At 72.6% G+C, this 26,998-nt stretch carries 26 protein-coding genes and 2 pseudogenes; 13 read left to right on the forward strand and 15 right to left on the reverse strand.

The genetic code is table 11. The features are described 5' to 3' along the window. Nucleotides 1-40: 40 nt before the first annotated feature. From OG861_RS29115 to OG861_RS29130, 4 genes and pseudogenes are all read left to right on the forward strand, one after another. Complete coding sequence (locus tag OG861_RS29115; RefSeq protein ID WP_330261908.1) at nucleotides 41-847, forward strand: HlyD family efflux transporter periplasmic adaptor subunit; 807 nt, start codon at nucleotides 41-43, stop codon at nucleotides 845-847. Then, nucleotides 844-3,069, forward strand: a complete 2,226-nt coding sequence (locus OG861_RS29120) for an NHLP family bacteriocin export ABC transporter peptidase/permease/ATPase subunit (RefSeq protein ID WP_443056414.1) — start codon at nucleotides 844-846, stop codon at nucleotides 3,067-3,069. The genes OG861_RS29115 and OG861_RS29120 overlap by 4 nt, the downstream gene beginning before the upstream one ends. Continuing rightward, complete coding sequence (locus tag OG861_RS29125) at nucleotides 3,070-5,937, forward strand: NHLP bacteriocin export ABC transporter permease/ATPase subunit (RefSeq protein ID WP_329192485.1); 2,868 nt, start codon at nucleotides 3,070-3,072, stop codon at nucleotides 5,935-5,937. 163 nt (nucleotides 5,938-6,100) lie between these two features. Further along, nucleotides 6,101-6,463: pseudogene (locus OG861_RS29130) on the forward strand (SAM-dependent methyltransferase); the annotation flags it as partial. Between the two features lie 44 nt (nucleotides 6,464-6,507). On the opposite strand, the gene OG861_RS29135 reads toward OG861_RS29130, so the two are convergent. From OG861_RS29135 to OG861_RS29150, 4 genes are all read right to left on the reverse strand, one after another. Further along, nucleotides 6,508-6,849 (reverse strand): hypothetical protein, encoded by a 342-nt coding sequence (locus OG861_RS29135; RefSeq protein WP_330261909.1) that lies wholly within the window; start codon nucleotides 6,847-6,849, stop codon nucleotides 6,508-6,510. A gap of 5 nt (nucleotides 6,850-6,854) precedes the next feature. Further along, a complete protein-coding gene (locus OG861_RS29140) occupies nucleotides 6,855-7,385 on the reverse strand; it encodes a DoxX family membrane protein (RefSeq protein WP_329192481.1) in 531 nt (176 codons plus the stop codon). Between the two features lie 74 nt (nucleotides 7,386-7,459). Beyond that, entirely contained in the window at nucleotides 7,460-8,779 is a 1,320-nt protein-coding gene (locus OG861_RS29145) for an aldehyde dehydrogenase family protein (protein ID WP_329192478.1), read from the reverse strand. A gap of 42 nt (nucleotides 8,780-8,821) precedes the next feature. Continuing rightward, a complete protein-coding gene (locus OG861_RS29150; protein ID WP_329201962.1) occupies nucleotides 8,822-9,247 on the reverse strand; it encodes a MarR family winged helix-turn-helix transcriptional regulator in 426 nt (141 codons plus the stop codon). Nucleotides 9,248-9,441: 194 nt separating this feature from the next. On the opposite strand from OG861_RS29150, the gene OG861_RS29155 reads away from it, so the two are divergent. Next, complete coding sequence (locus tag OG861_RS29155) at nucleotides 9,442-10,491, forward strand: hypothetical protein (protein WP_329192476.1); 1,050 nt, start codon at nucleotides 9,442-9,444, stop codon at nucleotides 10,489-10,491. A 103-nt stretch (nucleotides 10,492-10,594) separates the two neighbouring features. Here the strand turns inward: OG861_RS29155 and OG861_RS29160 are convergent, their stop codons facing one another. Then, nucleotides 10,595-11,203 carry a TetR/AcrR family transcriptional regulator gene (locus tag OG861_RS29160; RefSeq protein ID WP_329192474.1) on the reverse strand — a complete coding sequence of 203 codons (609 nt, stop codon included), beginning with the start codon at nucleotides 11,201-11,203 and terminating at the stop codon, nucleotides 10,595-10,597. Nucleotides 11,204-11,328: 125 nt separating this feature from the next. Here OG861_RS29160 and OG861_RS29165 point away from each other — a divergent pair, with 125 nt between their 5' ends. Beyond that, on the forward strand, nucleotides 11,329-12,522 hold the full coding sequence (locus tag OG861_RS29165) for a cytochrome P450 (RefSeq protein WP_329192472.1): 1,194 nt from the start codon (nucleotides 11,329-11,331) through the stop codon (nucleotides 12,520-12,522). A gap of 48 nt (nucleotides 12,523-12,570) precedes the next feature. On the opposite strand, the pseudogene OG861_RS29170 reads toward OG861_RS29165, so the two are convergent. After that, nucleotides 12,571-12,978 (reverse strand): annotated as a pseudogene (locus OG861_RS29170) (DUF3995 domain-containing protein); the annotation flags it as partial. A 267-nt stretch (nucleotides 12,979-13,245) separates the two neighbouring features. Between OG861_RS29170 and OG861_RS29175 the strand changes: the two are divergent. Together OG861_RS29175 and OG861_RS29180 are read left to right on the forward strand one after the other, a co-directional pair. Beyond that, complete coding sequence (locus OG861_RS29175; RefSeq protein WP_329192470.1) at nucleotides 13,246-13,632, forward strand: hypothetical protein; 387 nt, start codon at nucleotides 13,246-13,248, stop codon at nucleotides 13,630-13,632. Between the two features lie 145 nt (nucleotides 13,633-13,777). After that, entirely contained in the window at nucleotides 13,778-14,122 is a 345-nt protein-coding gene (locus OG861_RS29180) for a peptidase inhibitor family I36 protein (RefSeq protein WP_329192469.1), read from the forward strand. 26 nt (nucleotides 14,123-14,148) lie between these two features. On the opposite strand, the gene OG861_RS29185 is transcribed toward OG861_RS29180, so the two are convergent. Beyond that, nucleotides 14,149-14,985, reverse strand: a complete 837-nt coding sequence (locus OG861_RS29185; protein WP_329192467.1) for an alpha/beta fold hydrolase — start codon at nucleotides 14,983-14,985, stop codon at nucleotides 14,149-14,151. Next, nucleotides 14,985-15,575: a TetR/AcrR family transcriptional regulator gene (locus OG861_RS29190; protein ID WP_329192465.1), complete on the reverse strand. Its 591-nt coding sequence runs from the start codon at nucleotides 15,573-15,575 to the stop codon at nucleotides 14,985-14,987. The genes OG861_RS29185 and OG861_RS29190 overlap by 1 nt, the downstream gene beginning before the upstream one ends. A gap of 211 nt (nucleotides 15,576-15,786) precedes the next feature. Between OG861_RS29190 and OG861_RS29195 the strand changes: the two genes are divergently transcribed. Further along, a complete protein-coding gene (locus tag OG861_RS29195) occupies nucleotides 15,787-16,014 on the forward strand; it encodes a DUF2945 domain-containing protein (RefSeq protein ID WP_329192463.1) in 228 nt (75 codons plus the stop codon). A gap of 110 nt (nucleotides 16,015-16,124) precedes the next feature. Here the strand turns inward: OG861_RS29195 and OG861_RS29200 are convergent, their stop codons facing one another. Next, nucleotides 16,125-17,438 (reverse strand): YhgE/Pip family protein, encoded by a 1,314-nt coding sequence (locus OG861_RS29200; protein ID WP_329192461.1) that lies wholly within the window; start codon nucleotides 17,436-17,438, stop codon nucleotides 16,125-16,127. A 217-nt stretch (nucleotides 17,439-17,655) separates the two neighbouring features. Between OG861_RS29200 and OG861_RS29205 the strand changes: the two genes are divergently transcribed. Further along, a complete protein-coding gene (locus OG861_RS29205; RefSeq protein ID WP_329192459.1) occupies nucleotides 17,656-18,327 on the forward strand; it encodes a MerR family transcriptional regulator in 672 nt (223 codons plus the stop codon). Nucleotides 18,328-18,425: 98 nt separating this feature from the next. Continuing rightward, nucleotides 18,426-18,989, forward strand: a complete 564-nt coding sequence (locus OG861_RS29210) for a nitroreductase family protein (RefSeq protein ID WP_329192457.1) — start codon at nucleotides 18,426-18,428, stop codon at nucleotides 18,987-18,989. Between the two features lie 32 nt (nucleotides 18,990-19,021). Here the strand turns inward: OG861_RS29210 and OG861_RS29215 are convergent, their stop codons facing one another. Then, nucleotides 19,022-19,285 carry a DUF4404 family protein gene (locus OG861_RS29215; RefSeq protein WP_329192455.1) on the reverse strand — a complete coding sequence of 88 codons (264 nt, stop codon included), beginning with the start codon at nucleotides 19,283-19,285 and terminating at the stop codon, nucleotides 19,022-19,024. Between the two features lie 186 nt (nucleotides 19,286-19,471). On the opposite strand from OG861_RS29215, the gene OG861_RS29220 reads away from it, so the two are divergent. Then, nucleotides 19,472-19,750: a GlsB/YeaQ/YmgE family stress response membrane protein gene (locus OG861_RS29220; RefSeq protein ID WP_329192453.1), complete on the forward strand. Its 279-nt coding sequence runs from the start codon at nucleotides 19,472-19,474 to the stop codon at nucleotides 19,748-19,750. Between the two features lie 87 nt (nucleotides 19,751-19,837). Here the strand turns inward: OG861_RS29220 and OG861_RS29225 are convergent, their stop codons facing one another. From OG861_RS29225 to OG861_RS29240, 4 genes are all read right to left on the reverse strand, one after another. Continuing rightward, a complete protein-coding gene (locus tag OG861_RS29225; protein ID WP_329192451.1) occupies nucleotides 19,838-20,782 on the reverse strand; it encodes a hypothetical protein in 945 nt (314 codons plus the stop codon). A gap of 351 nt (nucleotides 20,783-21,133) precedes the next feature. Next, nucleotides 21,134-21,442 (reverse strand): hypothetical protein, encoded by a 309-nt coding sequence (locus OG861_RS29230; protein WP_329192449.1) that lies wholly within the window; start codon nucleotides 21,440-21,442, stop codon nucleotides 21,134-21,136. An 80-nt stretch (nucleotides 21,443-21,522) separates the two neighbouring features. Further along, nucleotides 21,523-21,978: a flavodoxin family protein gene (locus tag OG861_RS29235; RefSeq protein ID WP_329192448.1), complete on the reverse strand. Its 456-nt coding sequence runs from the start codon at nucleotides 21,976-21,978 to the stop codon at nucleotides 21,523-21,525. Between the two features lie 148 nt (nucleotides 21,979-22,126). Then, nucleotides 22,127-23,011 (reverse strand): MBL fold metallo-hydrolase, encoded by an 885-nt coding sequence (locus OG861_RS29240; RefSeq protein ID WP_329192447.1) that lies wholly within the window; start codon nucleotides 23,009-23,011, stop codon nucleotides 22,127-22,129. Nucleotides 23,012-23,141: 130 nt separating this feature from the next. On the opposite strand from OG861_RS29240, the gene OG861_RS29245 reads away from it, so the two are divergent. Further along, a complete protein-coding gene (locus OG861_RS29245) occupies nucleotides 23,142-23,570 on the forward strand; it encodes a MarR family winged helix-turn-helix transcriptional regulator (protein WP_329192446.1) in 429 nt (142 codons plus the stop codon). 73 nt (nucleotides 23,571-23,643) lie between these two features. Here OG861_RS29245 and OG861_RS29250 read toward each other — a convergent pair whose 3' ends face one another. Next, nucleotides 23,644-26,910, reverse strand: coding sequence for a bifunctional cytochrome P450/NADPH--P450 reductase (locus OG861_RS29250; protein WP_329192444.1), 3,267 nt, complete (start codon nucleotides 26,908-26,910; stop codon nucleotides 23,644-23,646). Nucleotides 26,911-26,998: the final 88 nt, after the last annotated feature.

Raw genomic sequence — 26,998 nt, forward strand, 5'->3', positions numbered from 1 at the left:
CGAAGTGAGCCCGAGGCAGTCGAGGGAAGAGTCCGAGTCCGTGCAGTTCCGTCAAAAGGCGCTCTCGAAGCTGCAATCGCCCGAAGAGCTCGATCTCCCGGTGCGCTTCGCCCGCCCGCAGGGCCGGCTCGTCCTGGCCGTCACGGTCGTCGTCATGGCGGCCGCCGCCACCTGGGGCTTCACCGGATCCGTGTCCTCCAAACTGAGCGCTCCCGGCATCCTCACCCGCGCCGAGGGCAGTTACCTGCTGCAGAGCCCCTTCGCCGGACAGGTCACCGCCGTCCACGCCAAGGAGGGCCAACTGCTGGCCCCCGGGGCGCCGCTGCTCCAGGTCAGTACCGAGCAAGGGGAGCGGACCGTACGCGCGGTTGCGGGAGGACGCGTCACCGCCCTGGTCGCAAGGGTCGGAGCCGTCGTCACGACCGGCGCCGACGTGGCGACCCTGGAACGCGTCAAGAACCCGGGCGACCCTCTGGTGGCGGTCCTGTACGTCCCCGCCGCAAGCGGCGCGGCCGTTCCCGTCGGCGCCACCGTCGACCTCACGGTCCAGTCGGTGCCGCAACAGCGCTACGGCGTGCTCCGCGGCCGCGTCAAGGAGGTCGGCCGTACCCCCCAGACCCCGGCGCAGATCGGCGGATTCCTCGGCGACGGCCGGCTCGCCGGGCAGTTCACCGCGCAGGGCAACCCCGTCCAGGTCCTCGTACAGCTCGAACGCACCACGCAGACCAGGTCCGGGTACCGGTGGTCCTCCGCCGACGGCCCCCCGTACGCCCTCGACTCCACCACACCGGTCACCGGCGCCGTCCACCTCTCCGTGCAGCGCCCCGTCGATTGGCTGCTCCCGTGACCACCCCCACGACCACCCCCGCCCGGCGCTCCTCCCGCCGCAAGCCCGCGCCCGCCCCCAAGGGACGCACCCCCCGCGCCGTGCGCACCCCCACCGTGCTCCAGATGGAGGCCGTGGAGTGCGGCGCCGCAGCCCTCGCCATGGTGCTCGGCCACCACGGCCGCTTCGTCCCCCTGGAGGAACTGCGCATCGCCTGCGGCGTCTCCCGCGACGGCTCCCGCGCCGCCAACCTCCTGCGTGCCGCCCGTGGTTACGGCCTCCAGGCCAAAGGCATGCAGATGGACCTCGCCGCGCTCGCCGGGGTGCGGCCCGCGGCCATCCTCTTCTGGGAGTTCAACCACTACGTCGTCTACGACGGCATGGGCCGTCGCTTCGGCCGCAGGGGCGTGTACGTCAACGACCCCGCCAAAGGCCGCAGGTTCGTACCGATGGACGAGTTCGACACCAGCTTCACCGGCGTCGTGCTCACCTTCGAACCCGGTGCGGGCTTCCGCCGCTCCGGCCGCAAGCCCGGCGTCCTGGGCGCCCTGCCCGCCCGGCTGCGCGGCACGTCCGCCTCGATGCTCGCCGCGGTGCTCTCCAGCCTCCTGCTGGTGGCCGTCGGCGCGACGGTGCCCGCGCTGAGCCGCACGTACATCGACATGTTCCTGATCGGGGAGCAGACCTCCCTGCTCGGAGTGCTGTTCGCCTCGATGGCGGTGGCCCTGGCCCTCACGGCGGTCCTCACCTGGCTCCAGCAGGCCAACCTGCTGCGCGGGCGCATCATCTCCTCCACCCTCGGCAGCGCCCGCTTCCTGCGGCACCTGCTGAGGCTGCCCGTCACGTTCTTCTCCCAACGCAACCCGGCCGACCTGGTCCAGCGCCTCCAGTCCAACGACGCCGTCGCCGAAACCCTCGCCCGGGACCTGGCCGCCGCAGGGGTCGACGCCGTGGTGGTCGTCCTCTACGCCGTGCTGCTGTGGGCCTACGATCCCGGGCTCACCCTCGTCGGCGTACTGATGGCGCTGCTGAACCTGGTGGCGCTGCGGATCGTGATCCGGCTGCGCGCCACCGGCACCCAGAAGCTGCGCGCGGAGAACGCCCGGCTCACCAACACCTCGTACAGCGGCCTCCAGCTCATCGAGACGATGAAGGCCACCGGCGGCGAGAACGGCTTCTTCCGGCGCTGGGCGGGCCAGCACGCCGTCACCCTCGACGTGCAGCAGCGGCTCGGCGTACCGAGCGCGTGGCTGGCGATCGTCGCGCCCACACTGGCCGCGCTCAACAGCGCGTTGATCCTGATGATCGGCGGCCTGCGCGCCGTGGAGGGGCACCTCTCCGTCGGTCTGCTCGTCGCCTTCCAGGCCCTGGTCACCAGCTTCACCGCCCCCATCACCCGCCTGGGCGGCGTCGCCGGGCGCATCCAGGACTTCGCGGCCGACGTGGCCCGCCTCAAGGACGTCGAGAACTTCCCCGTCGACCCGCTGTACTCGCGCCGCGAGCCCCCCGCCGCGACCCGCCGCCTCAGGGGCCACGTGGAGCTGGAGCACGTCACCTTCGGCTACAACCCGCTGGACGCCCCGCTGCTCAAGGACTTCTCCCTCACGGTCGGCCCCGGACGGCAGGTCGCGCTCGTCGGGGGCTCCGGCAGCGGCAAGTCCACCGTCTCGCGGCTGATGTCCGGCCTCCACGCGCCCTGGGAGGGCGTCATCCGCATCGACGGGATGCGGCTGGAGGACATCCCGCGCGGGGCGCTCGCCGCCTCCGTCTCCTTCGTGGACCAGGACGTCTTCCTCTTCGAGGGGACCATCCGCGACAACGTCGCCCTGTGGGACCCCTCCCTCACGGACGAGGCCGTCATCGCGGCGCTGCGCGACGCCGCCGTGTACGACGTGGTGGCCCGCCGCGCCGGCGGCATCCACAGCCGCGTCGAGCAGGACGGCCGCAACTTCTCCGGAGGGCAGCGCCAGCGCCTGGAGATCGCCCGCGCCCTGGTGCGCCGTCCCAGCGTCCTGGTCCTGGACGAGGTGACCAGCGCCCTGGACGCGGCGACCGAACGGATGGTCATGGACAGCCTGCGCCGCCGCGGCTGCGCCTGCGTGGTCATCGCCCACCGGCTGAGCACGGTGCGCGACAGCGACGAGATCGTCGTACTGGACCGCGGAACGGTCGTGGAACGCGGTCGGCACGAGGAGCTGCTCGCCCGGCAGGGCGCGTACGCCGCACTGGTCAAGGAGCACTGAGTGACCACCACGTGGCAGACGCAGGCCGCACCCGATCCCGTCGTCGCCGCCCTCGCAGCCGTCGGTTCCCCCGTCGACTGCACGGGCCTGCGCAGCCTCTCCCTGGAGGGCCCGCTCGTGCTGTGGCTCGTGGAGGACGGCGCGCTGGACCTGTTCGCCGTCGACGCCGCACTGGAGGGGCACTGGCACTTCCTGGGCCGGCTGGAGGAAGGGTCCCTGCTGCTGGGCCCGGCCGACGGCTGCGTGCACACCCTGGTCGGCAGGCCCGTGCACGGCTGCCGGCTCCGCCGCATCGAGCTGCGCGAACTCGTGCGCCCCGAGTTCGCGGGCGCGGGAAACGCCCAGGACGGGTCCTGGGGGTGGTACGCCGACCACAGCGGGTACGGCCTGCCCGGCGGGACCCTGAGCCCCCTCGAAGAGGCTTTCGCACTGGGTGTCGGGCGCGGACTGCGCGTCCTGTACCAGGCGCCGCTGGAGAGCCGGACCAGCACCGGCCCGGGCCGTGACGACGACGTCCTGTGGATGCAGATCACCCCCGGCAGCGTGCAGTACGGGGCGGCGTACGAGGGCCACGGCATGGCCGGAGCGCTCCTCGTCGACGGGGCGATGTGGCAGGGCATGGTCGACCAGCAGTACCGGCTGCTGTACGCCCTGGACCGGTGGATCGAGCAACTGGAGCAGGCCCATGAGGACCGCACGGCCGCCGGCATCGAGGCCGGCGAGGCGGCCCGCACCCAGGCGGACCGGGCCCTGCTCGCCTCCATCGGACGCACCGGCAGGGGCGGCCGTCCCCACCGGCCCGCGAGCGACGACGCGACCCTCGCCGTGTGCCGCCTGGTCGCCCACGACGCCGGCATCACGCTCCGCGAACCGGGCACGGCGGCCCCCGGCCCCGAGGGGACGGACCCCCTCGAACGCATCGCGCTCGCCTCGCGGATCCGTACCCGGCCCGTCAAGCTCGCCGGCCGCTGGTGGCGCGAGAACTGCGGGCCCCTGGTGGCCCGCCGCACCGAGGACCGGTCACCGGTCGCGCTGCTGTGGCGGCGCGGCGGATACACCGCCGTCGACCCCGCCACCGGCATCCGCGAACGCGTCGGCAAGGCGCACGCCGCCGCCTTCGAACCCGGCGCCGTGATGCTGTGCCGCCCGCTGCCCGACGGCAAGCCGAGCCTGGCCGCGCTGGTCCGCTTCGGCATCCGCGGGACGGGCCGGGACCTGCGCAGCCTCGTCCTGGGCGGCCTCGTCGCGGTGGGACTGGGGGCGCTCGTGCCACTGGCCACCGGCCGGGTGCTCGGCACGTACGTCCCCCAGGGCGAAGGCGGCCTCATCGTGCAGAGCGCCATGGCGCTCATCGCGACCAGCACCGTGTCGGGCGCCTTCATGCTGCTCCAGAACATCAGCGTGCTGCGCATCGAGGGCCGTATCGAAGCCACCTTGCAGCCCGCCGTGTGGGACCGGCTGCTGCGACTGCCGGTGACCTTCTTCGCCGGCCGCTCCACCGGCGAACTGGCCGGCGCCGCTCTCGGGATCAGCTCCATCCGCCGGGCGGTGTCCGGCATCGGCGCGGTATCCGTGCAGGCGTCCGCCGTCGCCGCGATGAACCTCGTCCTGCTGCTCGTCTACAGCGTGCCGCTGGCGCTGGTGGCGCTCGCCATGCTGCTCGTCATCGCCGCCGTGTTCCTGGGCCTGGGCCTGTGGCAACTGCGCTACCAGCGACGGCTGGTCAAACTCGGCAACAAACTGGGCAACCAGGCGTTCCAGACCCTTCGCGGCCTGCCCAAACTGCGCGTGGCCGCCGCCGAGAGCTTCGCCTACGCCGCCTGGGCGCGGGAGTTCGCCCGGACCCGCGAGCTGCAGCAGCGCATCGGCCGCATCAAGAACGCCGTCACCGTCCTCAACGCGGTGTGCCTGCCGGTGTGTTCCCTCGTGATGTTCATGCTGCTGGCCGGCCCGGCCCGGGGCAGCATGTCCGCGAGCGGGTTCCTCACCTTCAGCACCGCCGTGACGATGATGCTGTCCGCGGTGACGCAGCTGACCGGCGCGCTCCTGTCGGCTGCCGCCGTGCAGCCGATGTTCGAGGAGGTCAAGCCGATCCTGGACGCGAGCCCCGAAGTGCGCAGCTCCGGCATCCGGCCGGGAACGCTCGGCGGCGCCATCGAGGTGAAGAACCTCTCCTACCGGTATGCCGACGACGGTCCGCTCGTCCTCGACGACGTGTCGCTGTCCGTGCGGCCGGGGGAGTTCGTCGCGATCGTCGGTGCCAGCGGCTGCGGCAAGTCGACCCTGCTGCGCCTGCTCATCGGCTTCGACGCGCCCGCCTCCGGCAGCGTGCTCTACGACGGCCAGGACCTGGCGGCGCTCGACCAGGCGGCCGTACGCCGCCAGTGCGGTGTCGTCCTGCAGAACGCCCAGCCGCTGTCCGGCTCCCTCCTCGACTGCATCGGCGGCGCCGAGACGTGTTCGCTGGAGGAGGCGTGGGAGGCGGCAGCGCGGGCGGGCCTGGCCGAGGACATCAAGGCCATGCCGATGGGCATGCACACGGTGCTCTCCGACGGCGGCGGCACCGTCTCCGGCGGCCAGCGCCAACGGCTGATGATCGCCCAGGCCCTCCTGCGCAAACCGCGCATCCTCTTCCTGGACGAGGCCACCAGCGCGCTCGACAACGCGGCCCAGAGGGTGGTGATCGAGTCCACGCGCGCCGAGCGCTGCACCCGCATCGTGATCGCCCACCGGCTGTCCACGATCATGGACGCCGACCGGGTGATCGTGATGTCCGAGGGGCGGATCGCCCAGCAGGGCGCGCCCGCGGAACTCCTCGCCGACACGGACGGCCCGTTCCACGACCTGGTGCGCCGCCAGGTCGGCTGACCTGCCCCGAGCCGGCCGTCCGGCGGTGTCTGCCACAACCGCCGCATGGCCGAGCACGACGCCGGACGCGGTTACCTGCTGGACAACCGGCAGTCCGGGGCGGGTGTCCGCTTCGACGCCCTCGCGGAGCTGTTCGACCCGGTGACCTTCCGGCACGTCGACCGCCGTGCAACCGCTGCTGTGCCCCGACGAATCGGGCCCCGAACAGCGCCTCGCCAACCGGTTGCGGTCCGGATTCCGCACCCTGATGGCCGCGCGCGGCGCCGACCTCTCGTACGGGCGCACCCTGCCCAGGGTGCTGCGCGAAGCCGGGCTGGCGGACGTACAGGCCGACGCGTACTTCCCGATCACCTCGCCGGCGTGCGCCGTGCTGGAGGACGCCACCGTCCGGCAGATCCGGCACGGTCTGGTGGCAGAAGGACTCGCCACCGACGAGGAGATCGACCGCCACCTGGCGAACGTCGCCGCTGGGCGGCTGGACCTGGCCACCGCTCCGCTGGTCTCCGCGTGGGGCCGCCGTCCGTAACCGCCAGTGGTCGCGCCGCCGTCTCCGGGCCGGCGCCGGTCCCCTCAGTCCCCGCGCCGCCGCAGGTCGAGCATGTCCAGCAGCGAGGCCAGGTCGTCGGGGCCGGTGGTGCGGGACTCGACCGCCTCCTGCGCCCGCTCGCGAGGGTCGGTCCCGCCGGGGGACGCGTCCCCGCGCCGGAGCCGGCCGGTGGCGGCCGCCGGTCCACCCCGGCCGATGGAGCGCGCCCGCGCTTCACAGGCGCTCGCGCAGACGGCGGCTCCGCCCGCCGTCCGGCGGCGCCGCGCGCTGCGGGTGACGGCGGCCAGGGCCCGCGCCCACAGGGGCGGGCCGGGCGCGGCGGGCCGGGGGGACCCGGGCCTGGCGGTGTCGCGGTCGTCTGCCACGGGGCTCAGCGGGAACCGTGCGCCGCGGCCTTGACGCGGGCGGTGGTACTCGCCGCGGCCGCCTCGACGGGGCGGCGGACGGCCCGCACCGGATGCCGGTGGTCGAGCGCGTGCCGGGACCGGTAGGCGAGCGAGGGCTTGCCGTGGGTGTCCGCGGCGGCGATGAGCAGCCCTCCCAGTGCGGAGAGGTCCGTCATGAAGTGGGCGCGCCGGCGTGCACGCTCCTCCGGGTCCTCCACCGTCCAGAAGGCGTGGTCGATGAGGGTGGTCGGTACCAGGGTGGCGGCGAGCGTCAGCGCGGCCAGACGGGGCGCACGCCCCGTCGCGAACAGCAGGCCGGCCCCGGCCTGGACCGCGCTGTTGACGCGTACCAGTTTCATCGGGTCCCCGGCGAACGCCGGGATGCGTTTCCCGACCGCCCGTACGACGGGTTGGGCGAGTTCCGCCACGGCCTCGGGGCGGCGCAGGGTGCGCAGCCCGCCGGTGACGAACGGGGCGGCCAGCAGGGGGCGGGCGAGCTTTCGAAGGACAGCCATGCCACCCGGGTGCCCCGGCTCGGCGCGTCCATCCGGCCGGATCGCTCGAGCGCACCGGCGGGCCGGCCCCGGCGTCAGTTCAGGGGCTTGTCCAGAACGGCCTTGCGGTGGCTGAACGTGTCCAGGGAGTAGCGGCCGTGGTAGCTGCCCATGCCGCTCTCGCCCACCCCGCCGAAGGGCAGGTCGGAGATCGTGAGGTGGGCCACGGGCAGTCCGAACGTCAGGCCGCCCGAGGAGGTCTCCCGGGTCAGTCGCTTGCGCGTGGTGTCGGATTCGGTGAAGGCGTACAGCGCCAGGGGCTTGTCCCGGTCGCGGATAAAGGCGATGGCCTCGTCCAGTCCGGGCACCTCGACCACCGGCAGGATCGGGCCGAAGATCTCCTCGCGCATGACGGGGGAGTCGGGCGCCACCTCCGCCAGGACCGTCGGGGCGATGTAGCGGTCGGCGCGGTCGTGGGTGCCGCCGGTGACGACGCGGCCGGAATCGAGCAGGCCCGTCAGCCGGTCGAAGTGCCGCTCGTTGATGATCCGGCCGTAGTCCGGGGACGTCGCGGGGTCGTCCCCGTACATCGCGCGCACGGCCTCGGCCAGGGCCTTCTCCAGTTCCCTGGCGGTCTCGGGGTCGGTCAGGACGTAGTCGGGAGCGACACACGTCTGGCCGGCGTTCATGAACTTGGTGGACGCCAGCCGGGCCGCCACGACGCCCAGGTCCGTGCCGCGGTCGACGAAGGCGGGCGACTTGCCGCCGAGTTCGAGCGTGACGGGCGTGAGGTTCTCGGCGGCGGCCCGCATGACGACCCGGCCGACCCGGCCGTTGCCCGTGTAGAAGATGTGGTCGAACCGCTGCGCCAGCAGGTCGGTGGTCTCGGCCACCGCGCCCTCCACGACGGCCACCGCCTCGCGGTCCAGGTAGCGCGGCAGGAGACCGGCGACGGCGCGGGAGGTGGCGGGCGCCAGTTCGCTGGGTTTGACGACGACGCAGTTGCCGGCGGCCAGCGCGCCGACGACCGGGGAGAGCAGCAGCTGGACGGGGTAGTTCCAGGGGGCGATGACGAGCACCACGCCGAGCGGGTCCTGCACGGTGTGGGCGACGGCGGGGCTGAGCCGCTCGGGTACCGGGGCCGGCTGCGGCTGCAGCCACTGCGCCAGGTGCTCCAGGGTGTGGTCGATCTCCCGCACGGTGAAGTCGATCTCGGTGCGGTAGGCCTCCGCGCGGCTCTTGCCGAGGTCGCCGTGGAGCGCGGCGGCCAGCTCGTCACCCCGCTCGGTCAGCAGCGTCCGTAGCGCTTCGAGCTGGCCGGTGCGCCACGCCAGGCACTTCGTCCGGCCGGTGTCGAAGGCGGCGCGCAGCCGTGCGACGACGTCCGCGGGCTTTTCCTGGGGCTGGTCCGACATGCGTGTCTCCTGGGGTAGCACGGGTTCCGATGTATTTAGCAACTAATTACCGGGCGGCATTCCCGGCGGGTGCGCGGGCCGCTCGTGAGCGGGCTGCTCGTTGTAGCGGAGCAGGTAGGCGGCGAAGCGGTCGAGGTCGTCGGGGTGCCAGTCCGCGAGCCGCTCGTCGAACATGGCCCGCCGCTCCCTGACCGTCCTCGCCAGGGTCGCGGCGCCCGCGGGGGAGAGTTCCAGTACGTGTACCCGATGGTCCTCCGGGTCGGTGCGCCGCACCACCAGCCCGGCCCGCTCCAGGGCGGCGACCTGGCGGCTCACCGTCGACTTGTCCAGCGCGTAGTGGGCGGCGAGGTCGGAGGCCCGGCAGCCGGCGCGCTCCTCCAGATGGCTGAGCAAGGTGAACGACACCAAGGAGAGTTCTGGGTGCATCCGCGCGGCTGCCGACCGGGCCCGCCGGGCGAACGCGGTCATCTCGCGCTGAATCGTTTCGACGGCGGCTGCCCGGCGCTCGTCTTCGGGCCGGGCGGCGCCTGCTGTGTCCGTGGTCACGCCGACCTCCTTCCGTCTAGTTGTATAGTACAACTGTAAGGGAAGTTGTATATGCCAACTATATTTGGCGGCCGCGGGGCCCGCCCCGCCGCCCGCCGACACCGGAGGTCTGTCGCATGTCCGGCCGCACATCCGCACACCACCACGCCGCGGACCCCGCGCTGCGCCACGTGCTCACCCATCTGCTGACCCCGCTGCTGATGTGCCTCGGCATGGGCCTCGCCTACATGGGCGCCTTCGTCCACCCGGAGCCCCACCACCTGCCGGTCGCCGTCGTGGGCGAGGGGCCCCGGGCGATGGTTTTCGCCCAGACGGTCAAGGACGGCGCCGGCGACGCGCTCGACGTACGCACGCTCGCCCGTCGCGCCGATGCCGTCGACGAGCTCAAGGCCCGCCGCATCGCAGGCGCCTACGTACCGAGCGACACGGCCCCCGAGCTGATCGTCGCCAGCGCCGCCTCCGACACGAGCGCCACCGTGGCGGAGAAGGTCTTCACTCCGGTCGCTGCCCGGCAGGGCCTGCCGCTCAAGGTGACCGACGTCGCCGGTACCGTCGCCGACGACCCGACCGGCCAGGGCCTGTTCTTCCTGCTCGTCGCGGTCAGCATCGGCTCCTACGCCTCGGTCGCGGTCCTCGGCGGCGCGGGCGCCGCCCTGCGCATGCGCGGCCGCGCCCTGCTCGCCGTAGGCGTCTCGGGAGTCGTCAGTGTGATCGGCGCGCTGCTCGCCGGGCCGGTCTTCCACCTCGCCCACCACGGCCTGGCCGGGGTCTGGGGCCTGAGCTGGCTCTACTCCGCGGGCATCCTCTTCATCGGGGTCGGACTGCACACGTTCCTGCGGCGCTGGACGACGCTGGCCATGATGGTGCTCTTCGTGATGCTCAACTTCACCAGCTCCGGGGGACTGTTCCGGCCCGAGCTGCAGAACGGCTTCTTCGGCTCACTGCACGCCTTCTGGAACGGCGCCGGGTACGTCGACGGCCTGCGCAGCCTCGTCTACTTCGGCAACGACGGCCTCTCCCACCAGGTGGGCACCCTCTCCGTCTGGCTGCTGCTCGGCCTGGCGCTCACTGCCGCGGCCGGGCTCGCCGAACGCCGTCGAACCGTCGGCGAGACGCCTGCCGCCGAGGCGGAAGAGGAGGAGATGGAAGAGGCGGTCGGCGTGTGAGGCGCGCTCTTCGCGAGGGGCCCCGGCTGCCGTCCCGGCCGGAGCGTGCCCGTCCCGGCCGGCCGGAGCGCGCCCGTCCCGGCCGGCCGGAGCACCCTGTTCGCTAATCGCCGGCGCCCCGGCGCGGCCCGTCCCCCGGCGCGGTCCAGAACCGGTCGAGGGCGGCCAGCACGAGCCGGCAGACGGTGTCCGGATCGGCGCCGGCGAGGGGCTCGCGTGGGGCGACCGTCCGCATCAGGCCGATTCCCAGCAGCCAGGCCATCGCCAGGTCGGCGCGCAGGGCCCCGTCATCGGAGGCGGAGAGCCGGGCCAGCGCCTTCTGGTACGCCGCGCCCAGCTCCCGCAGGGTCCCGCTGGCCTCGTCGCCCCGCCCGACGGACCGCAGGTACACCTCCAGGGAGCGGTCGGTCCCCGCCGCGCTGCGCGTCAGCAGCGAACGCAGCGCCGTCTCGAACAGGTCTTGAGGCGCGGTCGCGTGCAGTTGCTCCAGGCCACCTCGGGCGACGACTTCCGTCAACAGCCCGTGCTTGGTGCCGAAATAGCGGAACAGGAGCGCCTGGTTGGCTCCGGCACGCTCGGCTATCGCCCGGACCGTGGTGCGCGCGTAGCCCCGTTCGGCGAACAGGTCGGCTGCGGCTTCGAGCAGCCGCAGACGGGTGGCCGCGGCGTTCCGGGGGTGCTCCGTGGGCTGGGGCCGGGGCGATCCGTCCACGCTGATGCTCCTCTCCGAGGGGCCGAAGGCCCGTCAGGATAACGGCCACAAACGGGCGTTGACCCGCCGGACGGCTCGTCCTACGTTGTAAGCAGCTGCTTACCACCCGCGTCCGGGAGGCCGAAGTGACGAGCACCGGCACCACCGCCCTCGCCTACCCCTTCAACACCGCCGAGGGACTCCAGCTGGCCGAGGAGTACGAGCGCGTACGCGACCGGCCCGGCCTGTTACGCGTGCAGATGCCCTACGGAGAGCCCGCCTGGCTGGTCACGCGCTACGCGGACGCCCGCCTCGTGCTGGGCGACGCCCGCTTCAGCCGCGCGGCGGCCGGCACCCACGACGAACCCCGCCAGTCCGAAGGCCGCACCGACAGCGGGATCCTGGGCATGGACCCGCCCGACCACACCCGGCTGCGGTCCCTCGTCGCCAAGGCGTTCACCGTCCGGCAGGTCGAAAGGCTCCGCCCCCAGGTACGCGCGCTCACCGCCGAGCTGCTCGACGAACTGGAAGCGGCCGGGCCTCCCGTCGACCTCGTCGACCGCTACGCGCTGCCCATCCCCGTCGCCGTGATCTGCCGCCTGCTGGGCGTGCCGGTCGTGGACCGGCCGCGCTTCCGGGCATGGAGCGACGCCGCCCTGTCGACCAGCTCGCTGACGGCCGAGGAGTTCGACGCCAACCGCGAGGAACTGCGCTCGTACATGGCCGAACTCATCGGCCACCACCGCCGGGACCCGCAGGACGACCTGATGACGGCGCTCATCGAAGCCCGGGACGGCGACGGCGACCGGCTCTCCGAGCTGGAGCTCATCGACCTGTGCGTGGCGGTCCTGGTGGCCGGCCACGAAACGACGGCCTCCCAGATCCCGAACTTCGTCCTCACCCTGCTCGACCACCCGGACCAGCTCGCGCTGCTGCGGCAGAACCCCGCCCTGATCGCGACGGCGGTGGAGGAGCTGCTGCGGTTCGTGCCGCTGGGCAGCGGGGCCGGCCAGGCCCGGTACGCCACCGAGGACATCGAGGTCGGCGGTACCCTCGTCAAAGCCGGAGACCCGCTGCTGGTCGCGACCGGCGCCGCCAACCGCGACGCACTGCGCTTCACCGCCCCCGGTGTCCTCGACATCCGGCGCCCGGCCAACCAGCACCTCGGTTTCGGCCACGGCGTCCACCACTGCCTGGGGGCCCAGCTGGCCCGCATGGAACTCCAGGAGGCGCTGGGCGCGCTCCTCCTGCGCTTCCCCGGCCTCGAGGTCGTCGGCGACATCACGTGGAAGACCGAAATGCTGGTGCGCGGGCCGCGCGCCATGCCGATCGGGTGGTGAGCGCCGCGACGCGGGCGGTACGGCCGGGCCCCCCGGCGGGGCGAGAGGTCACGGGGCGGTTCGGGTGGGCCGGGCGGGCTCCGAGGACGGACACCGGCCGGCTGCGAAGGCTGCGCCGGCGAATGCCGCACCACCGACGGCGAACCAGGGGTTCCACAGCGCCAACGTCCACAACCGCTGCCCGGCGCTGAGGGAGGCGTCCACGTGCGTCGCGTCGGTCAGGAGCAGGACCTCGACGCCGACGGCGCGCACGAGGAGCAGCGCGGCCACCCCCCAGCTGGCCCACCTCACCAACTGCCCGCAACGCCCTCGGAGCCGCCGGCGGACCAGTACCCACCCCAGCAGGCCGCCCGCCAGGCACAGCGCCCCGACACCCCACAGGCCGGCGGCAACGAACCACAGCGGCCGCTCAGCGGCCAGTCTGCCTCCTGCCGAAACCCCGAGGCCGCGGCTGCCACCGAGCGCCCATTAGAAGTGGAGCCCCCCGAAGGAAGCCGCCCACAGGCAGGCGAGACACCCCAACACCCCCCGCGGATGCCTCCGCATACCCACGCCGCTCCCCCGGCAGCCGACCCGTTCGGCAGCGACTGTACCCACCCGCAACCCCACCGGCCCGCCGACGGATAATGGCTCGCCCCGGTCTGGTGTGGCCGTCGCTCGACGGCGGGCGGTGGCGCGGCCGACGGGCAGGCATCCCGTAGCGCATCAAGAGAGGGAAGGGTCATGACACTGAAGGAGGGTCAGCGGGTCGCGCTGGCCGTGGACATCGGGCTGGCCGACGCGGTCGTCATGGCCGAGGGGGCGGCGGCGGGGCCCGTCGCCGGCTTCCTGGCGCTGGCGGCCGGGACCGGGGGAACCGTCGACCGGGTGGTCGAGGAGCGGGATCCGGGCCGGGAAGTCCGCGAATACGAGCGGCTCAAGTCCCTCCTCGATTCCTTCGGCCACGACATGCCACCGGAGAGCAGGAGGCAACTGGAGGAAGAGGTCCGCTCCCTGGAGCCCGCGTGGGCCGCCCACCAGGAGCGGGGCGCGGGCGTGATGGTCCGGGTCCGCTTCGACAACGGCTTCGTCCTCGACGGCGCACGGGACGACCTCTTCACCTCCGCCTGACCGGCCCGGGCGGTGTGGCCGGTTCGTGGGCAAACGTTGAAGATCCTATGGATTTTCGCAGAACGCGTGTGGATGTCCCCGTCGTCCCACGCTTCTTGCCCCCGCCGAGGACGATGGGAGGATCGGCCTCGGCGAGGAGGAACGGATGAGGACACGTCACCTGCGCACCCTGCTGGTCTTCGGCGCTGCGGTACTGACCGCACTCGGCACCACGACGCCTGCTCAGGCGCTGCCGGCATGCCCGAGCAATGCCATCTGCTTGTGGAGGTTCCAGGACGGGACCGGTGACCTCTACGTGTGGCGGGGCGGCTATGTGGACCTGCCCGGCAAGTTCGTCGACCACGTCTACTCCTTCCGGGCCAACAGGACCGGCGCGTTCATCGACTGGGCGAAGGGCAAGGAGTGCCACTCGGTCCGCAAGGGCGACTACGGCAGCAACTACGGTTCGCGCTTCGGGTCAAAGATGGATGCGGTCGGTGACAACTGCTGACCCTGGGAGCTGCGCGGCTGGTGCGGTTACGCGCGGAGGACCTTGCCGAGCACTTCGCCGAACTGGGCCGGGTGCGTGGTGAGGCCGGTGTGGCCACCGGGAAAGTGACGGAGTTCCGTGCCGAGGCGCTCGGCCAGGAGAGCGGCCGGACGGTAGGGCAGCTCGCCGCGCGAATCGTCGCCGCAGGCCAGCACGAGCCGGTCCGACACGGCCTCCAGTCGCCCGGTATCCGGGACGTAGGACATGAAGCTCGGCACGATGCGCCCGACGAAGTACGGCAGGTTGGCCATCGTTCGCTCGGCCCGCGCCGCTGCCTGCGGCGGAAGCTCGATCCCGGCCTTCGGGCCGGTGGAGTCGCCGTCCTTCCTCAGACCGGCGGCGAACACGGCCATCGCCGGCATCAGCCCCTGGCTGCGCAAGGTCTCCTGGACACGCGCGATGAGCGCGCGGTGCCGTGGGGCGTCGGGCAGGACCTCCACCACCGGCGGCTCATGCGCCACGACACGTTCCACGCGTTCGGGGTGGGCGGTGAGGAGGTGCAGGGCGACGATGGCACCCGAGCTGGCGCCGAACACCCGGGCGGGCTCGCCGGGGGACAGCAGGTCCAGCACGCGGAACGCGTCGTCGGCGTGCTGGTCCACCCGCTGCTCGGCCTCGGTGTCGTCCAACGTGCTCCGGGACATGCCGCGCGGGTCGTAGGTCGCGACGGTGTACTCGGCGGCCAGGTCGTCGGCCATGCCGTCGAAGGAGGCGGCGTCGCCCGCCCCGCCGGGAATCAGCAGCAACAGCGGCCCCTGGCCGCGGACTTCGTAGTGCAGGGTCGCGCCGTGCACGCGCAGGGTGCCGCTGGTCGGGTCGGTCATCAGGAGTCTCCTTCTCGGGACGGGGGCCAGTGCTCCAGGAGCGTGTGTAGGGCGTCGAGCGCGCGGAGCCAGGAGTGCTGCGGCGACCGCTCGTGCGCGAATCCGCCCGCCGCCTCCAACGCGACGAACCCGTGGAACGTGCTGCGCAGCAGCCGGACCGCGTCGGTCAGGTCCGGCTCGGCCAGTCCGTAGCCGCGCAGCATGCCGTAGGTCAGCTCGACCGCCCGCCGCGGACCGGGTGCCTTCGCGGCCAGCTCGGGGTCGATCCGGATCGGGATCTGGGTGGCCGTGTAGCGGCCCGGGTGCGAACGGGCGTACTCCCGCCACGTGTTGGCATACGCGACCAGTGCCTCCTTGCCGGCCCGTCCGGCGGTCGCCTCCGCGAGCCGCATGGTCTTCTCGTCCGCCGCGAGCAGCGCGATCCGTCCCCGCAGATCCTCCAGGCCGCGCACGTGCGTGTAGAGGCTCGCGTCCTTCACGCCGAGCCGGCGTGCCACCTGCGACATGGTCACCTGATCAAGCCCGACGTCGTCCGCCAGCTCCGCGCCGGCGATCGTCACCCGCTCCGCCGTCAACCCTGCGCGCGCCATGCACCCTCCCGTTTTCCTAGGGGTCCTAGGTTTAACCTAGGGCCCCTAGGAAGAGCAACCGAATAAGGCCCCGCCACAGGTCGCGTCACGTCACGCCGGACTCGTCCGCACGTCCCAGTCCGACACGCTGCGCGCGGTTGCGGCCGCGGCCGGCACCGAACAGCATGATCAGGACCGGGATCGGTGAGGGCGAACGGAGGAGGAAGCTGCCATGGCCAAGGACGACAAGCTCGGCCCCGGCGACAAGGTCTCCTGGAGCAGCCACGGGAAGACCGTGTCCGGGGAAGTCAAGAAGAAGATCGCCAAGCGTACGAAGGCGGCAGGCCGCATCGTCGACGCCTCGAAGGACGAGCCGCAGTACGAGGTGGAAAGCGGCAAGTCCGGCCGCAGGGCCGTCCACAAGCCGCAGTCGCTGCGCAAGCGCGGCAAGGACGGCTGATCGGCGCGAGCGACGCGGACCGCCGCCCGGGCGTCACGCGCACAGGCCGCCGGCCCGGCGGACTTCGCCGGGCCGGCGGCCTGTGCGGACGGCGGGAACGTACGTCCCGATCAGGAGACCTGCACCGCGACCCCGGCCTCGGCGTCGGCGTCGGGGTGGGGGATGCGGTGCAGCCCCCTGCGGTCGTAGAGGCGGGTGACGGCGAAGCCGAAGACCAGCGCGGCGACGAGGGCGACCCCCATCGAGGCCCACGCCCGCGTCAGGCCCGCGTCGGCCTGCGCCCCGTAGTACAGCAGCGAGCGCAGGCCCTCGGTGATCTGGCGCAGCGGCTCGAACTCGGCCAGCGCGCGGAAGAAGCCGGGCAGCGCCTGGACCGGCACGGTGGCGCCGGAGGAGGGGACGGCCATCGCGACGAAGACGATCGTGGCCAGCAGCATGCCGGGGGTGCCGAAGGCCGCGAACAGGGCCAGGCTGCCGACGCCGACGACCGCGATGGTGGAGACCGAGTACAGCCACAGCAGGCCGAGGTGGGAGGCGTCCATGTCGAGGATGCCGACCGTGGCGACCTCGACCAGGGTGCCCATGACCAGTGACAGGCCGAGCATCAGCGCCATGCCGATGGCCAGGGTACGGACGCGACTGGTGTGCTGGACGGGTTCACGCTTGCGGAACGGGCCGAAATCGGTGTGCAGGTAGCCGAGCGCGGTATCGACCTGGGAGTTCACGACGTTGGCGCCGAGCATGCCGCAGACGACCAGGACCAGTGCGTAGTAGAAGGCGCTCAGGCCCATGGCGCTGCGGGAGCCGAGGGGGTGGCCGTCCGCGACGTTCACGGTCACCGGGTCGGCCAGCTTGAGCTGCGCGGCCGTCGGCAGCGGGGCCTTCTGGGCTGCGGCCTGCTTGAGGAGTTCCTGGCCGAGCTGGGCGGAGGCCGCGTGGGCGGCCTTCTGGGCGGCCTGGGAGGACATGGAGGAGCCGATGCTGCCGGCGGCCTGGTTCGTCAGCACGGTCAGGGTCGGCGGGACGGCCTTGTCCTGGGTGGCGGGCTGGGGCGCGCCGAGCGCGGTCACCGTGGCCGAGAAGTCCTTGGGTATGACGAGGGCGCCGAAGACCTTGCCCCGGCCCAGCCGCTTGTCGGCTTCCTCACGGCTGACGACCTGCCAGTCGATGCTCTTGTCGGCCCCGGCGGCCTTCTGTATCCCCGAGACGATCTGCCGGCCCATGTTGACGCGGTGGCCGTTGACGTCGGCGCCGCTGTCCGCGTTGACGAGGGCCACGGGCAGGTCGCGCAGGTTGCCCCTGGGGTTGACGTTGCCGCCCACGTAGAGCAGGGCGAACAACATCGAGACCACTGCGGCGATCAGTCCCGTTCCGATCCACAGCTGTGGGCGGCGGAGCACGGAGGGGGGAGTGGGGTGAGGCATCGATTCTCCGGTGCGAGGCGGTGCGGTGCGGTGTGGTGCGTGCGGTGTGTGTGGTGTGTGTGGTGTGACGCGTGAGGCGTGTGTGAAACGTGTGGGACGAGTGATGGCCCCTGGCTGGATACTCAAGGTATCTAGCTACTGGATATTGGCAGTATCTTGTAGTGGTGTCCAATCGCCGGTCACCGATACCGGACCGCATGACCAGCAGGGAAGCCGCATGAAGATCTCGGAGCTCAGCCGGCGGACGGGCGTGCCGGTCGCCAGCATCAAGTACTTCCTGCGACAAGGCCTGTTGCCCGCGGGCCGGGCGACCGCCGCCACGCTGGCCGAGTACGGCGAGGAGCACGTGCAGCGGCTGCGGTTGATCAAGGCACTGACCAAGCTCGGCGGCCTGTCCATCGCCGCCACCCGCGACGTGCTCGGCGCCGTCGACCAGGCCGACAGCTCCGAGGGCGCCCTCGGAGCGATCAGCTACGCCCTTCCGGTGCCGGTGGCGGCCCAGCGCGCCACCGCCCCCGAGGAGGAAGCCGAGGCCGACGCGACCGCCGGGGCCGAGGTGGCGGAGCTGCTGGCGGACCTCGACTGGCAGGCGCCCGACACCTCACCGCACGTGCAGGGCCTGACGGCGGCACTGAAAGAACTGCGGCGGCTGGACGCCCAGTACGCCCCGGACGAGCTCGCCGCCTACGCGAGGCTGGCCGAGTCGGTGGCCCGGCTGGACCTGGAGCGGGCGGCCGGTGTCGACGACCCGGTGGCCCTGGCCGAGCGGGCGGTCATCGTCTTCGCGATCTGCGCCCCGGTGTTCGAGCTGCTACGGCGCCTCGCCCAGGAGAACCAGGTCCGCCGCCGGGTCGCGGACGACGGCGCCGGGGCCGCACCGGCCCCGTAGCCCCCTGGCGCCCGTCCCCCCCAGCCCACCGTCCGTGGGCGGAGCCCGGTCCCGGCCGTCGAGGAAATGGATCACGGCGGCGCGCAGTTGTACCGGGCATGCTTCCTGATCCCGTGCGGACCGACCTGGTGCACCCCCTTCTGGCCGACCGGTTCAGCCCCTACGCGTTCGACCCGTCCGGCCGCGTGGACGACGACGCCCTCCACGCGCTGCTCGAAGCCGCCCGCTGGGCTCCCTCCGCCGGGAACGCGCAACCGTGGGGCTTCCTCCCCGCCCGCCCCGGCGAACCGGACCACGCACGGGTGCTGCCGCACCTCGCGCCCAGTTCCTTGCGGTGGGCGAAGGACGCAGGCCTGCTCGTCGTCGCGCTGACCCGCCGCTACGTGGACGACTCGCCGCTCCTCTACTCCGAGTTCGCCGACTACGACCTTGGGCAGGCCGTCGCCCACCTCACCGTCCAGGCCCAGGCGTTGGGGCTGGCCACCCATCAGTTCCGGGCCTTCGACCTCGAAGCCCTCACCGAGGAGCTGCGGCCCAACCCCGGTTGGGCGATCGTTTCCATGATCGCCGTGGGGAAGGCGGCCGACGAGCCCTCAGTGGTGAGGCAGCGGCGCAGCGCCGACGACCTCCGGACCGCGCCCTGGTCGACGCCGGCGCAGTGACCCACGCGCCCCCGCCGCCGCGGGGCGGTGTGTCAGATGCCGATGTTGGCCAGCGCCACGCCGATGCTGCGCAGGGTCCCGGCCACCTTGGGATGGCCGGCTTCGAAGCGTTCCGCCGCACGCGTCACCCCACCGGTGAGACCGGAGTGGGAGGCGGCGTCACCGGTCCGGAGCCGGTCTTCGATCCTGTCGATCAGCGCGTGTATGTCGTCGCGCTCCCGCAGCGTAAGGGCCGGCTGCTCTTCGAGCTGCTTGCGCAGCGACCGGAGTTGGTCGCGCAGGTCCTGCACGGACATGGGGTCCTCCCTCGTTCGACGTCCAAGGCCCGGTCCCGGCCGCGGGATCCTCCGCGACGCGGACCGACAGGGACTCCACTGCCCGGACTCCGGCGGAACGATCAGCAAACGGGGAGGTTTGAAAGTGCGCTCTCGGTGCAGACGATCGTTGACAACAGCCTTATACATCGAGGTAGGAGACGGATCATGGGCATTCTCGCTTGGATTCTCATAGGGCTGCTCGCGGGCCTCATCGCCAAGGCGATCATGCCGGGCAAGGACCCTGGCGGCATCATCATCACCATGCTCATCGGTATCGCGGGCGGTCTGCTCGGCGGCTGGCTCGGCAAGGTGATCTTCGGCGTCGACTCCATCGACGGCTTCTTCGACCTGTCCACCTGGGTCGCCGCCATCGTCGGTTCCGTCATCCTCCTGGCCGTCTACCGGCTGGTCACCGGTAACCGGCACCACCACAGCCACGCCTGAGTCACGTACGGCACCGCACTTCATACGGAAACGGCTCCCCTTCCCCCGAAGGCGGAGCCGTTTCGTTTCCCCGCGGACCCGCATCCGCTACCGGCCGCCCTCCCCACCGCCACCGCCGGGCCCGCTGCGCTCGGCGGAGACGCCCGCGAGGGCGTGCAGGCTGCGCTCCGCCAGGATCAGGGACCGCTCGCGGACGCAGTCGGCGTGCACGACGACCTCGCCGGGATCGAGGCAGTCGATCGCGCTCTGAACGGCCGCCAGCGCGGGCTCGTACTGCCGCAGCCTGCGCAGCGCCCCCGCCTTGCGGAACAGGGCTTCCGGCCCCAGCAGGCCTCCGGAGAAGGCGGAGGCCTCCAGCAGGTCCAGCATCAGCGACGCCTGACGGGGGAGGTTCTCCCCGAGCCACAGCCCGTGCAGCAACGCGTGGACCACCTTGTCCTCGTCACCCGCCCGGGCCACCACCGCTTCCATCAGCGCCAGCCCCTCCGTCCGCGAGCGCCCGAGCAGGGCGAAGGCACGCAGGGAATCGGTGTACGGGTCCGTGCGGTCACGGCCGGCCGGCAGTGCGTCGAAGAACTCCTCGATGGCCACGCAGCGGAAGTCGTACCGCAGCGTCGTCAGGAAGCAGTGCCACAGACCCCGCCCCAGCGCGGTGTCCGGATCCAGCGTGGTCACGTAGGCCTCGTCCAGGAACAGCAGGGCGCTGAACCCCTCGGCCCGCGCCCGCCACGCGAGATCGCCCGTCACACGGGCGGACTCGCGCCAGGTCGCCGCTCCCCGCGCGAGCCATGCCGCGGCCTCCCGCGTCCAGTCCCGCCCCGAGCCGATCTCCTCCGTCACCCGGGCGCGCACCATCACCCAGCCACGCTCGCGCAGCCCCTCCTCTCCCTCCACCAAGGCGTGCTCCACGGCATCTGCCGCCCTCGGCAGTCGCCACAGCCCGCCGGCCGCCCGTTCCGAGGCCGCCGTCCACCTCGGGGGCAGCGCGCGGATCGCCGCCTTCGCCGCTTCGAGTCCCGGATGTCGGTCCACGTCCACCAGTCACCTTCCCGACCTGCCCGACCACGTCGCATCCACCACGGTGATACCCGAGTCGTGGATCAGGTCGGGTGACGGCGCGCAGGGAGACCCTCCGGACGCCGCGGGTCCGCCCGTGCGGGTGCGGCGTCCGGGGTGGTGGCGGCGCTGCTCGCGACGGGCCGGATTGTGGGAGGGTTGAAGGGATCGACCAGCCCGGTTCTGTCGGCCAGCCCCCGCCGACCGCCGGCCCTCCACGCCCGGAGTGATCTGCCCACTCGGGGCGCCGGCATGGATGCCACCGCCCCCCCACCGCCCCCTTACCTCTCCGTCGGAACACCGGGTGAGCCGGATGCCCGCGGCTCCTCAGGCGCCGAGCCGCGTCACCGCGGCCTGCAGCACGGAGGCCAGCACCTCGGGATCGGCCTTTTGCGGCGGGCTGAGGGCAGACATCGCGTCCAGGTCCCGTGTGGAGGCGACTTCCAGGGCGCCCTCGTACGCGGGCTCCTGCAATCGGGCGGCCGGCACGACCTCCACCCGGCCCTGGATCACGATGAGAACCCGCTCCTCGCCCGCGTGCTCCAGCAAGGCCCGGACGTGATCGGGCGTGACCGTGGTGGACTGCGACCCGGGCGGTTTTCCGGGACCTGCGGCATGCGATACGCCGTCTGCCATGGCGTCCTCCTGCTACCTCACCCGGCCCCTGCCCAGGCACCGAGCGGTTACTCATACCGCCGGTGCGACGCCGGTGCCCCTCAGACCCGAAGCCGCTCGGCGAACCTCCGCGCGGCGGCCAGGTCGCCGGCGTGCGGGCGCTGCTTGTTGAGCCCACCGATCAGCTTGAACGGCGCCCAGGTGTCGAACGCCCGGCACGAGAAGCTCCCGTCGACCGTGAACCCCTTGCCTTCGAGGAGCCGGATCACGGGGCGGGTGAACGGCGCCGGCGGGATCTCCGGCAGCCCACTGGTGGCGAACACGAACGCCCGGCCCCGCCCGGGGGGAAGGGCCCTGACGAAATCGGTCAGCCGGGGGTGCAGCCTGCCGTAGAAGACGCCCGAGCCGAAGCCCACGAGGTCCGCGCCGGCCAGCGCCGTCAGATCGGCCTCCTCGGGGGGCACGACGTCGGCCCCGCCCAGCGCCTGGGCCATGACGTCGGCGACACGACGCGTGTTGCCGTGCATCACGGAGGCGCACACGATGACGGTCTTCATGGTGCTGATCCCTTCTCTCGCTCCTGCAGCGAGGACAGCGCAGCACCGCCGGATGTGACACCCCCGGTGGCGACGGGCCGCCACCTCGTACCGGTACGGCGACCGGTACGGGCCCACAGCGCTTCTCCGCGGCCGTCCCGGACGGGGGTCAGGCGTCCACGGGCCGCCAGGCCGGTCCGTCGCCGTCGCGCTCGACGCGTCCGAACACCACGTCGGCGAAGTGGACGCCGAAGCCGATCGTGCCGGGCTTCGCCAGCTCGGCGACGAGGCGACGGCGGTGGTCGGCGGTCCGGGCGCCGTCGTGGTCGAAGGCCGCGGACCATTCGGGGTGGTCGATCTGGACCGGGGAGTGCGCGGCGTCGCCGAAGGCGATCAGACGCCGCCCGCCCCCGGTGATGACGTACTCGGCATGCCCGTGGGTGTGACCGGGGGTGATCCGGACACGTACGCCGGGGAAGACCTCCTGCCCGTCCGCGATGGTGCGCACGCGCGGTGCGAGAGCGGCGACCTGCTCGCTCATGCCCCCCTCCTCCAGGACGTCTCGCCGCTCCCACTCCGGCCCGGAGATCAGGTAGTCGGCGTGGCCGAACGCGAGCCGGTCCGTGCCGGGGGAGGGGAGGCAGGCCCAGCCGAGGTGGTCCGGGTGGAGGTGGGTGAAGGCCACCGCTTCGATGTCCTCGGGGCGGCGGCCGAGGTCGCCCAGGCCCTGCGGGAGCGCGCCTCCGCGGATCACGGAAAGGGGGCCGTCCGGAGCCTCGAACGTCTGCGGGCCGATGCCGGCGTCGATCAGCAGCGCGCGATCGCCGTGCTCCACCAGCAGGGCGCCGACGCTCCCCACGAGGTGGCCGGTGGCGTCCACGTACTCCGGGTGTGCGGCCCACACCTCGTCGGTGGTGTCCTGGAGCAGTTCCAGGGGCCGGAAGCGCACGTCGCCATCCGGAACGTACGAAACCTTCGTGTCGCCGAGCCGTATCGACCGGATCCCCGCCGGCCTGCGCAGGCGTTCGTCGCGCTGCACCGTCAAGTCGCCCATGAAATACCTCCTGTGATCGGTCATCAGACGGCCGCCGCCCCCCGGCGGCGACGAGGCCAACCATAAACATCAAGCTCGAATCATTCAAGCTGTAAATGTTTTGCCTTGATGGACTTGCTAGGGTGGAGGCATGACGACGCCCCCCGACTCCCAGGCCATCGCCGAGCGCCAGCTGTGCGGTCTGGTGAACGGGCTGGCGCAGCGGATCGGCGAGCACGTACGGGAGCGCGCGGCCACCCTGGGCCTCACCGCGCCCCAGGCGACCGCGCTGCGCGAGATGAGCGGGCCGATGACCATGCGGGAGCTCGCCGAACGGATGAGCTGCGAGCCCTCCAACACCACGTTCGTCGTCGACAAGCTGGAGAAGCAGAACCTGGTCGAGCGCCACCCGCACCCCACCGACCGGCGTGCCAAGCACCTCGTCCTCACCGCAGAAGGCGCCGCACTGCGCCGGCGCCTCCTCGACCTCCTCGCCGTGGACAGTCCGCTGTCCGGCCTCACCCCGCAGGAGCAGCGGGTTCTCCACGGACTGCTGGAGCAGGCCGTCACCCACCCCTGAGCGCTGAGCGCGTGCGGGAACGGCGTTGCGGCGGCGCCGCATCGAACCGCGCCGCCGCCGGTGGGCGCCGCCGTCAGCCGCCCACGTAGACGTCCTCCACGTAGCGGCCGTCCGCGATCAGCCCCCGGAGCCATTCCGCAGCCGTCGACTCGTCCTTCCCGCTGAACCGGACGTACAGCCGGCGGAACGCCTCGCGGACGCCCGGGGCCATGCGGGAGCCGTCTCCGCACACGTGGATGCGGGCGCCCGCTTCCGTCAGCCGCCAGACCTCCTCGCCCTCCGCCTCGATCCGGTGCTGCACGAAACGGACCCGGCCCTCGGGCGCCAGCGAGAAGGCGGGGCGCATCGACACCGCCCCCTCGCGGTCGGCGTCCTCCAGCTCCGCCCGGTGGAGATAGTCCACATCCGGGTGGTCACAGCCGAAGTAGCACAGCGCGGGCGCCAGTTCGGCTCCCGACGCACGCAGCGCGCGGCGGTCGGCGATCGCCCCGCGGAACGGCGCGAGGCCGGTACCCGCGCCGATCATGATGACCGGCGTCCGCTCGTCGTGCGGGATGCGGAAGGCCTCCCGGCACGGCTGTACCCGGGCGAGGACCGTGTCGCCGGGACGCACCCGGTGCAGGTACGAAGAGCCCACTCCGCGGAACACGCCGCCCCGGCCCGAGCGGTGGGGCGCTTCCAGGAGCGAGATCATCAGGTCGGCCCGCCCCGGACCGGCCGAAGGGGACGAGGAGATGGAGTAGTGGCGGGGCCGCATGGGCTCCAGCAGCTCCAGGAGCACGGGCCACGGCAGGCGGCCCTGGAGCGCCGGGTGCTCCTCGATCAGGTCCACGAGGCTGCCCGGGCATGCTCCGTCGCCGGCCGTCCCTGCCGCGAGCCGTTCCAGTGCCGCCTTCTCCGGCGGGCACGGGTTGTGCGCCGCGAGGACGGCCGCCTGCTCGGCCGTCACCGGGGTCTGGAGCTCCACGTACCGGGTGAGCAGTTCCCGCACGGCGAGGGGCCGGTCGACCGGAAGGGTGGTCCGGCCGGGGCGGCGGGTCCGGATGTCCAGCACCGTGTCCAGGTCGGCTCCCAGGATCCTGGCGGCCCGCTCCACCTGGGCCGGGTCGTTGGCCGGGAGGACGGCGAGGTGGTCGGCGGTACGGTAGCCGACCCCTTCGGGAAGCCTGAGGCGCAGGAAACGCTTCGACCTGCCGGCCGGGTGGCCGAGGTCGGCGAGGTCCCCGGTGTGCGTCACCGTCATCGGCCGCAGATCGTGCCGCCGGGCCAGCGCGTCGAGCGGCTCACCCGTGATCTCGGCGACCTCGTACACCGGGACGTGCGACTCCTGCGACCGGGAGGGGGCCACGGACGCCGGGTCGCCGTAGCACTCCAGCAGCGTACGGCGCAGGGCGGCGGTGAAGCCGCGCACCGCCCCCGCGAGGTCCCCGGAGGCGTCCGCCTCGCCACGGTCCATCAGCCGCGCCGCTCCCGCCGAGGCGAGGCGGCCGTCGATGAGCGTGGGCACCTGCTGGTAGGTGGCGGCCCAGTTGCGGTCCCCGACGCCCAGGACGGCGTACCGCACGCCCTCGGCGGCACCGGGGGCCGCCTGCGCCAGCCAGGAGACGAATCCCGCAGCGTCGTCGGTGGGCTGTCCGTTGTACGACGCGGCGACGACGACCAGCGGCCCGTCCGTGGGCAGCCCGCCGTCACGGTGGTCGTCGAGCGGCGCGACACGGGTCTCGAAGCCCAGCTCCCCGGCCATCGCGGCCAGGTCCTGCGCGTACGAGCGGCAGGTGCCGAAGTTGGACCCGTGCAGCAGCGTCAGCCTCGTACCGGGAACGGCCCGGGTGGGGGACGCGCCCGCTGCCGGGGTCTGCGTGTCCTCCCGCCGGCCGGCCGCCATGACCGCCCCGAGGGCCGCACGGTTGCGGGCGCGGTCGGCCGGGGTGCGCCGGCCCAACGCCATCGTGAACCCCTCGGGCTTGAGCGTGAGCGTCTCCTTGATGCGCAGCTCGTAGCGCGCGTGGTCGACGAGCCGGTAGCGGTGCACGAGCATGCCCAGCAGCATCGTCGCCTCGTGGAGGGCGAACTGCCGTCCGATACAGGCGCGTTCCCCGGTCCCGAACGGCTTGTACGCGTGCGGGGAACGGGCCGCCTCGGCCTCGGGGGCGAACCGGTCCGGGTCGAACTCCTCCACGTTGTCGCCCCACAACGGGTCGCGGTGCAGCATCGGCGTCAGCACCAGCATCCGCTGCCCCGCCTTCACCGGGTAGCGGCCCCCGATCACGGTGTCGGCGCGCGCCTCGCGTGCGAACGCGGCGGCGGTCGGCCACAGCCGCAGTGCCTCGCCCAGCACCTGGCGTACGTAGCGCAGTCTGCCGACGTCCTCGAAGGAGGGCTCCGGGTCCGGGTCGTCGCCCCACAACGCGTCCGTCTCCGCCTGGGCCAGGTGCAGCACCGCCGGGTTCTTCAGCAGGTAGTACAGCGCGAACGAGAGCGCGCCCGATGTGGTCTCGTGGCCCGCGATCAGGAAGGTGATCACCTGGTTCCTGATGTTCGCCCCGTCGAGCACCTCGCCGGACCGGGGATGGGGGGAGCCCAGCATCAGGCCCAGAAGATCGTCGGTCGAAGTGTCCCCCGAGGCCTTGCGCTGCTCGATCACCTCGTCCACGACCCGGGCCAGGTAGGCGGCGTCCGCCGCGAACGCCTCGTCCTCGGCCGTGTGGTCCGCGCCGGGCACCCGGCCGAGTCTGGCCTGGCTGTGGGCGAGGGCCCGGACGAGCGCCTGGACGAACGGGTGCGCCTGCTCACGCTCGAAGGACGCGAAGTCGTAGCCGAACCCGGACAGGCCGATGGTGTCCAGGGTCATGCGGGTCATGTCCTCGGCGACGTCGACCGGGGCCGACACGGCGGCGTCCCCGGCGAACCGCGCGTCCCAGGAGCCGATGAGCCGCCTGGCCACCCGCAGCATGTGCGGGTGGTAGGTGCGCATCGAGGTGAGGGCGAAGGCCGGGAGCAGGATGTCGTGCGCCTTGGCCCAGTTGGGCTCGTCGTTGTACGCGGTGAACAGCCCGTCGGCGGCGACCTCGCGCACGTTCTCCAGCGCCGGGCCGATGCCCTTGACGAAGCGCTGCTCGTCGGAGAGTTCCTCCACCAGCGCCGCCGCGCTCACGAACACGGTCTCCCGGTCGTGGAAGCGCTGGACGAAGACCGGCCCGAGCCGGCGCGCGTGGCCCATGGCGCTCTGCAGCGGGGTGCTCGTCATCCCCGATTCGCTCACGTCGACGACCGGCAGGTGCGGAGCGTGCGGAGCGGCGTCGTCAAGGGGTCCGGTGCCGGTGGTGTGCGGTTCACTCATGGCGTCTGCCTCTTCTGGTCACGTCATTGCCTGGACCTGTGCACCCGCCCACTGGCCGGGTGCCGTCTCGTGTCCACGGTGACGCGGC

The organism is Streptomyces sp. NBC_00539 (assembly GCF_036346105.1).
In the GTDB taxonomy this organism is placed as follows: Bacteria; Actinomycetota; Actinomycetes; order Streptomycetales; family Streptomycetaceae; genus Streptomyces.

Coding starts and splice junctions, on each gene's coding strand:
- OG861_RS29220 (WP_329192453.1), top strand. CDS start 19,472: ATGGGCATTCTCGCTTGGATTCTCATAGGGCTGCTCGCGGGCCTCATC.
- OG861_RS29175 (WP_329192470.1), top strand. CDS start 13,246: ATGACACTGAAGGAGGGTCAGCGGGTCGCGCTGGCCGTGGACATCGGG.
- OG861_RS29155 (WP_329192476.1), top strand. CDS start 9,442: ATGTCCGGCCGCACATCCGCACACCACCACGCCGCGGACCCCGCGCTG.
- OG861_RS29210 (WP_329192457.1), top strand. CDS start 18,426: ATGCTTCCTGATCCCGTGCGGACCGACCTGGTGCACCCCCTTCTGGCC.
- OG861_RS29245 (WP_329192446.1), top strand. CDS start 23,142: ATGACGACGCCCCCCGACTCCCAGGCCATCGCCGAGCGCCAGCTGTGC.
- OG861_RS29180 (WP_329192469.1), top strand. CDS start 13,778: ATGAGGACACGTCACCTGCGCACCCTGCTGGTCTTCGGCGCTGCGGTA.
- OG861_RS29235 (WP_329192448.1), bottom strand. CDS start 21,978: ATGAAGACCGTCATCGTGTGCGCCTCCGTGATGCACGGCAACACGCGT.
- OG861_RS29145 (WP_329192478.1), bottom strand. CDS start 8,779: ATGTCGGACCAGCCCCAGGAAAAGCCCGCGGACGTCGTCGCACGGCTG.
- OG861_RS29215 (WP_329192455.1), bottom strand. CDS start 19,285: ATGTCCGTGCAGGACCTGCGCGACCAACTCCGGTCGCTGCGCAAGCAG.
- OG861_RS29150 (WP_329201962.1), bottom strand. CDS start 9,247: ATGACCGCGTTCGCCCGGCGGGCCCGGTCGGCAGCCGCGCGGATGCAC.
- OG861_RS29140 (WP_329192481.1), bottom strand. CDS start 7,385: ATGGCTGTCCTTCGAAAGCTCGCCCGCCCCCTGCTGGCCGCCCCGTTC.
- OG861_RS29205 (WP_329192459.1), top strand. CDS start 17,656: ATGAAGATCTCGGAGCTCAGCCGGCGGACGGGCGTGCCGGTCGCCAGC.
- OG861_RS29240 (WP_329192447.1), bottom strand. CDS start 23,011: ATGGGCGACTTGACGGTGCAGCGCGACGAACGCCTGCGCAGGCCGGCG.
- OG861_RS29230 (WP_329192449.1), bottom strand. CDS start 21,442: ATGGCAGACGGCGTATCGCATGCCGCAGGTCCCGGAAAACCGCCCGGG.
- OG861_RS29190 (WP_329192465.1), bottom strand. CDS start 15,575: ATGGCGCGCGCAGGGTTGACGGCGGAGCGGGTGACGATCGCCGGCGCG.
- OG861_RS29200 (WP_329192461.1), bottom strand. CDS start 17,438: ATGCCTCACCCCACTCCCCCCTCCGTGCTCCGCCGCCCACAGCTGTGG.
- OG861_RS29185 (WP_329192467.1), bottom strand. CDS start 14,985: ATGACCGACCCGACCAGCGGCACCCTGCGCGTGCACGGCGCGACCCTG.
- OG861_RS29195 (WP_329192463.1), top strand. CDS start 15,787: ATGGCCAAGGACGACAAGCTCGGCCCCGGCGACAAGGTCTCCTGGAGC.
- OG861_RS29250 (WP_329192444.1), bottom strand. CDS start 26,910: ATGAGTGAACCGCACACCACCGGCACCGGACCCCTTGACGACGCCGCT.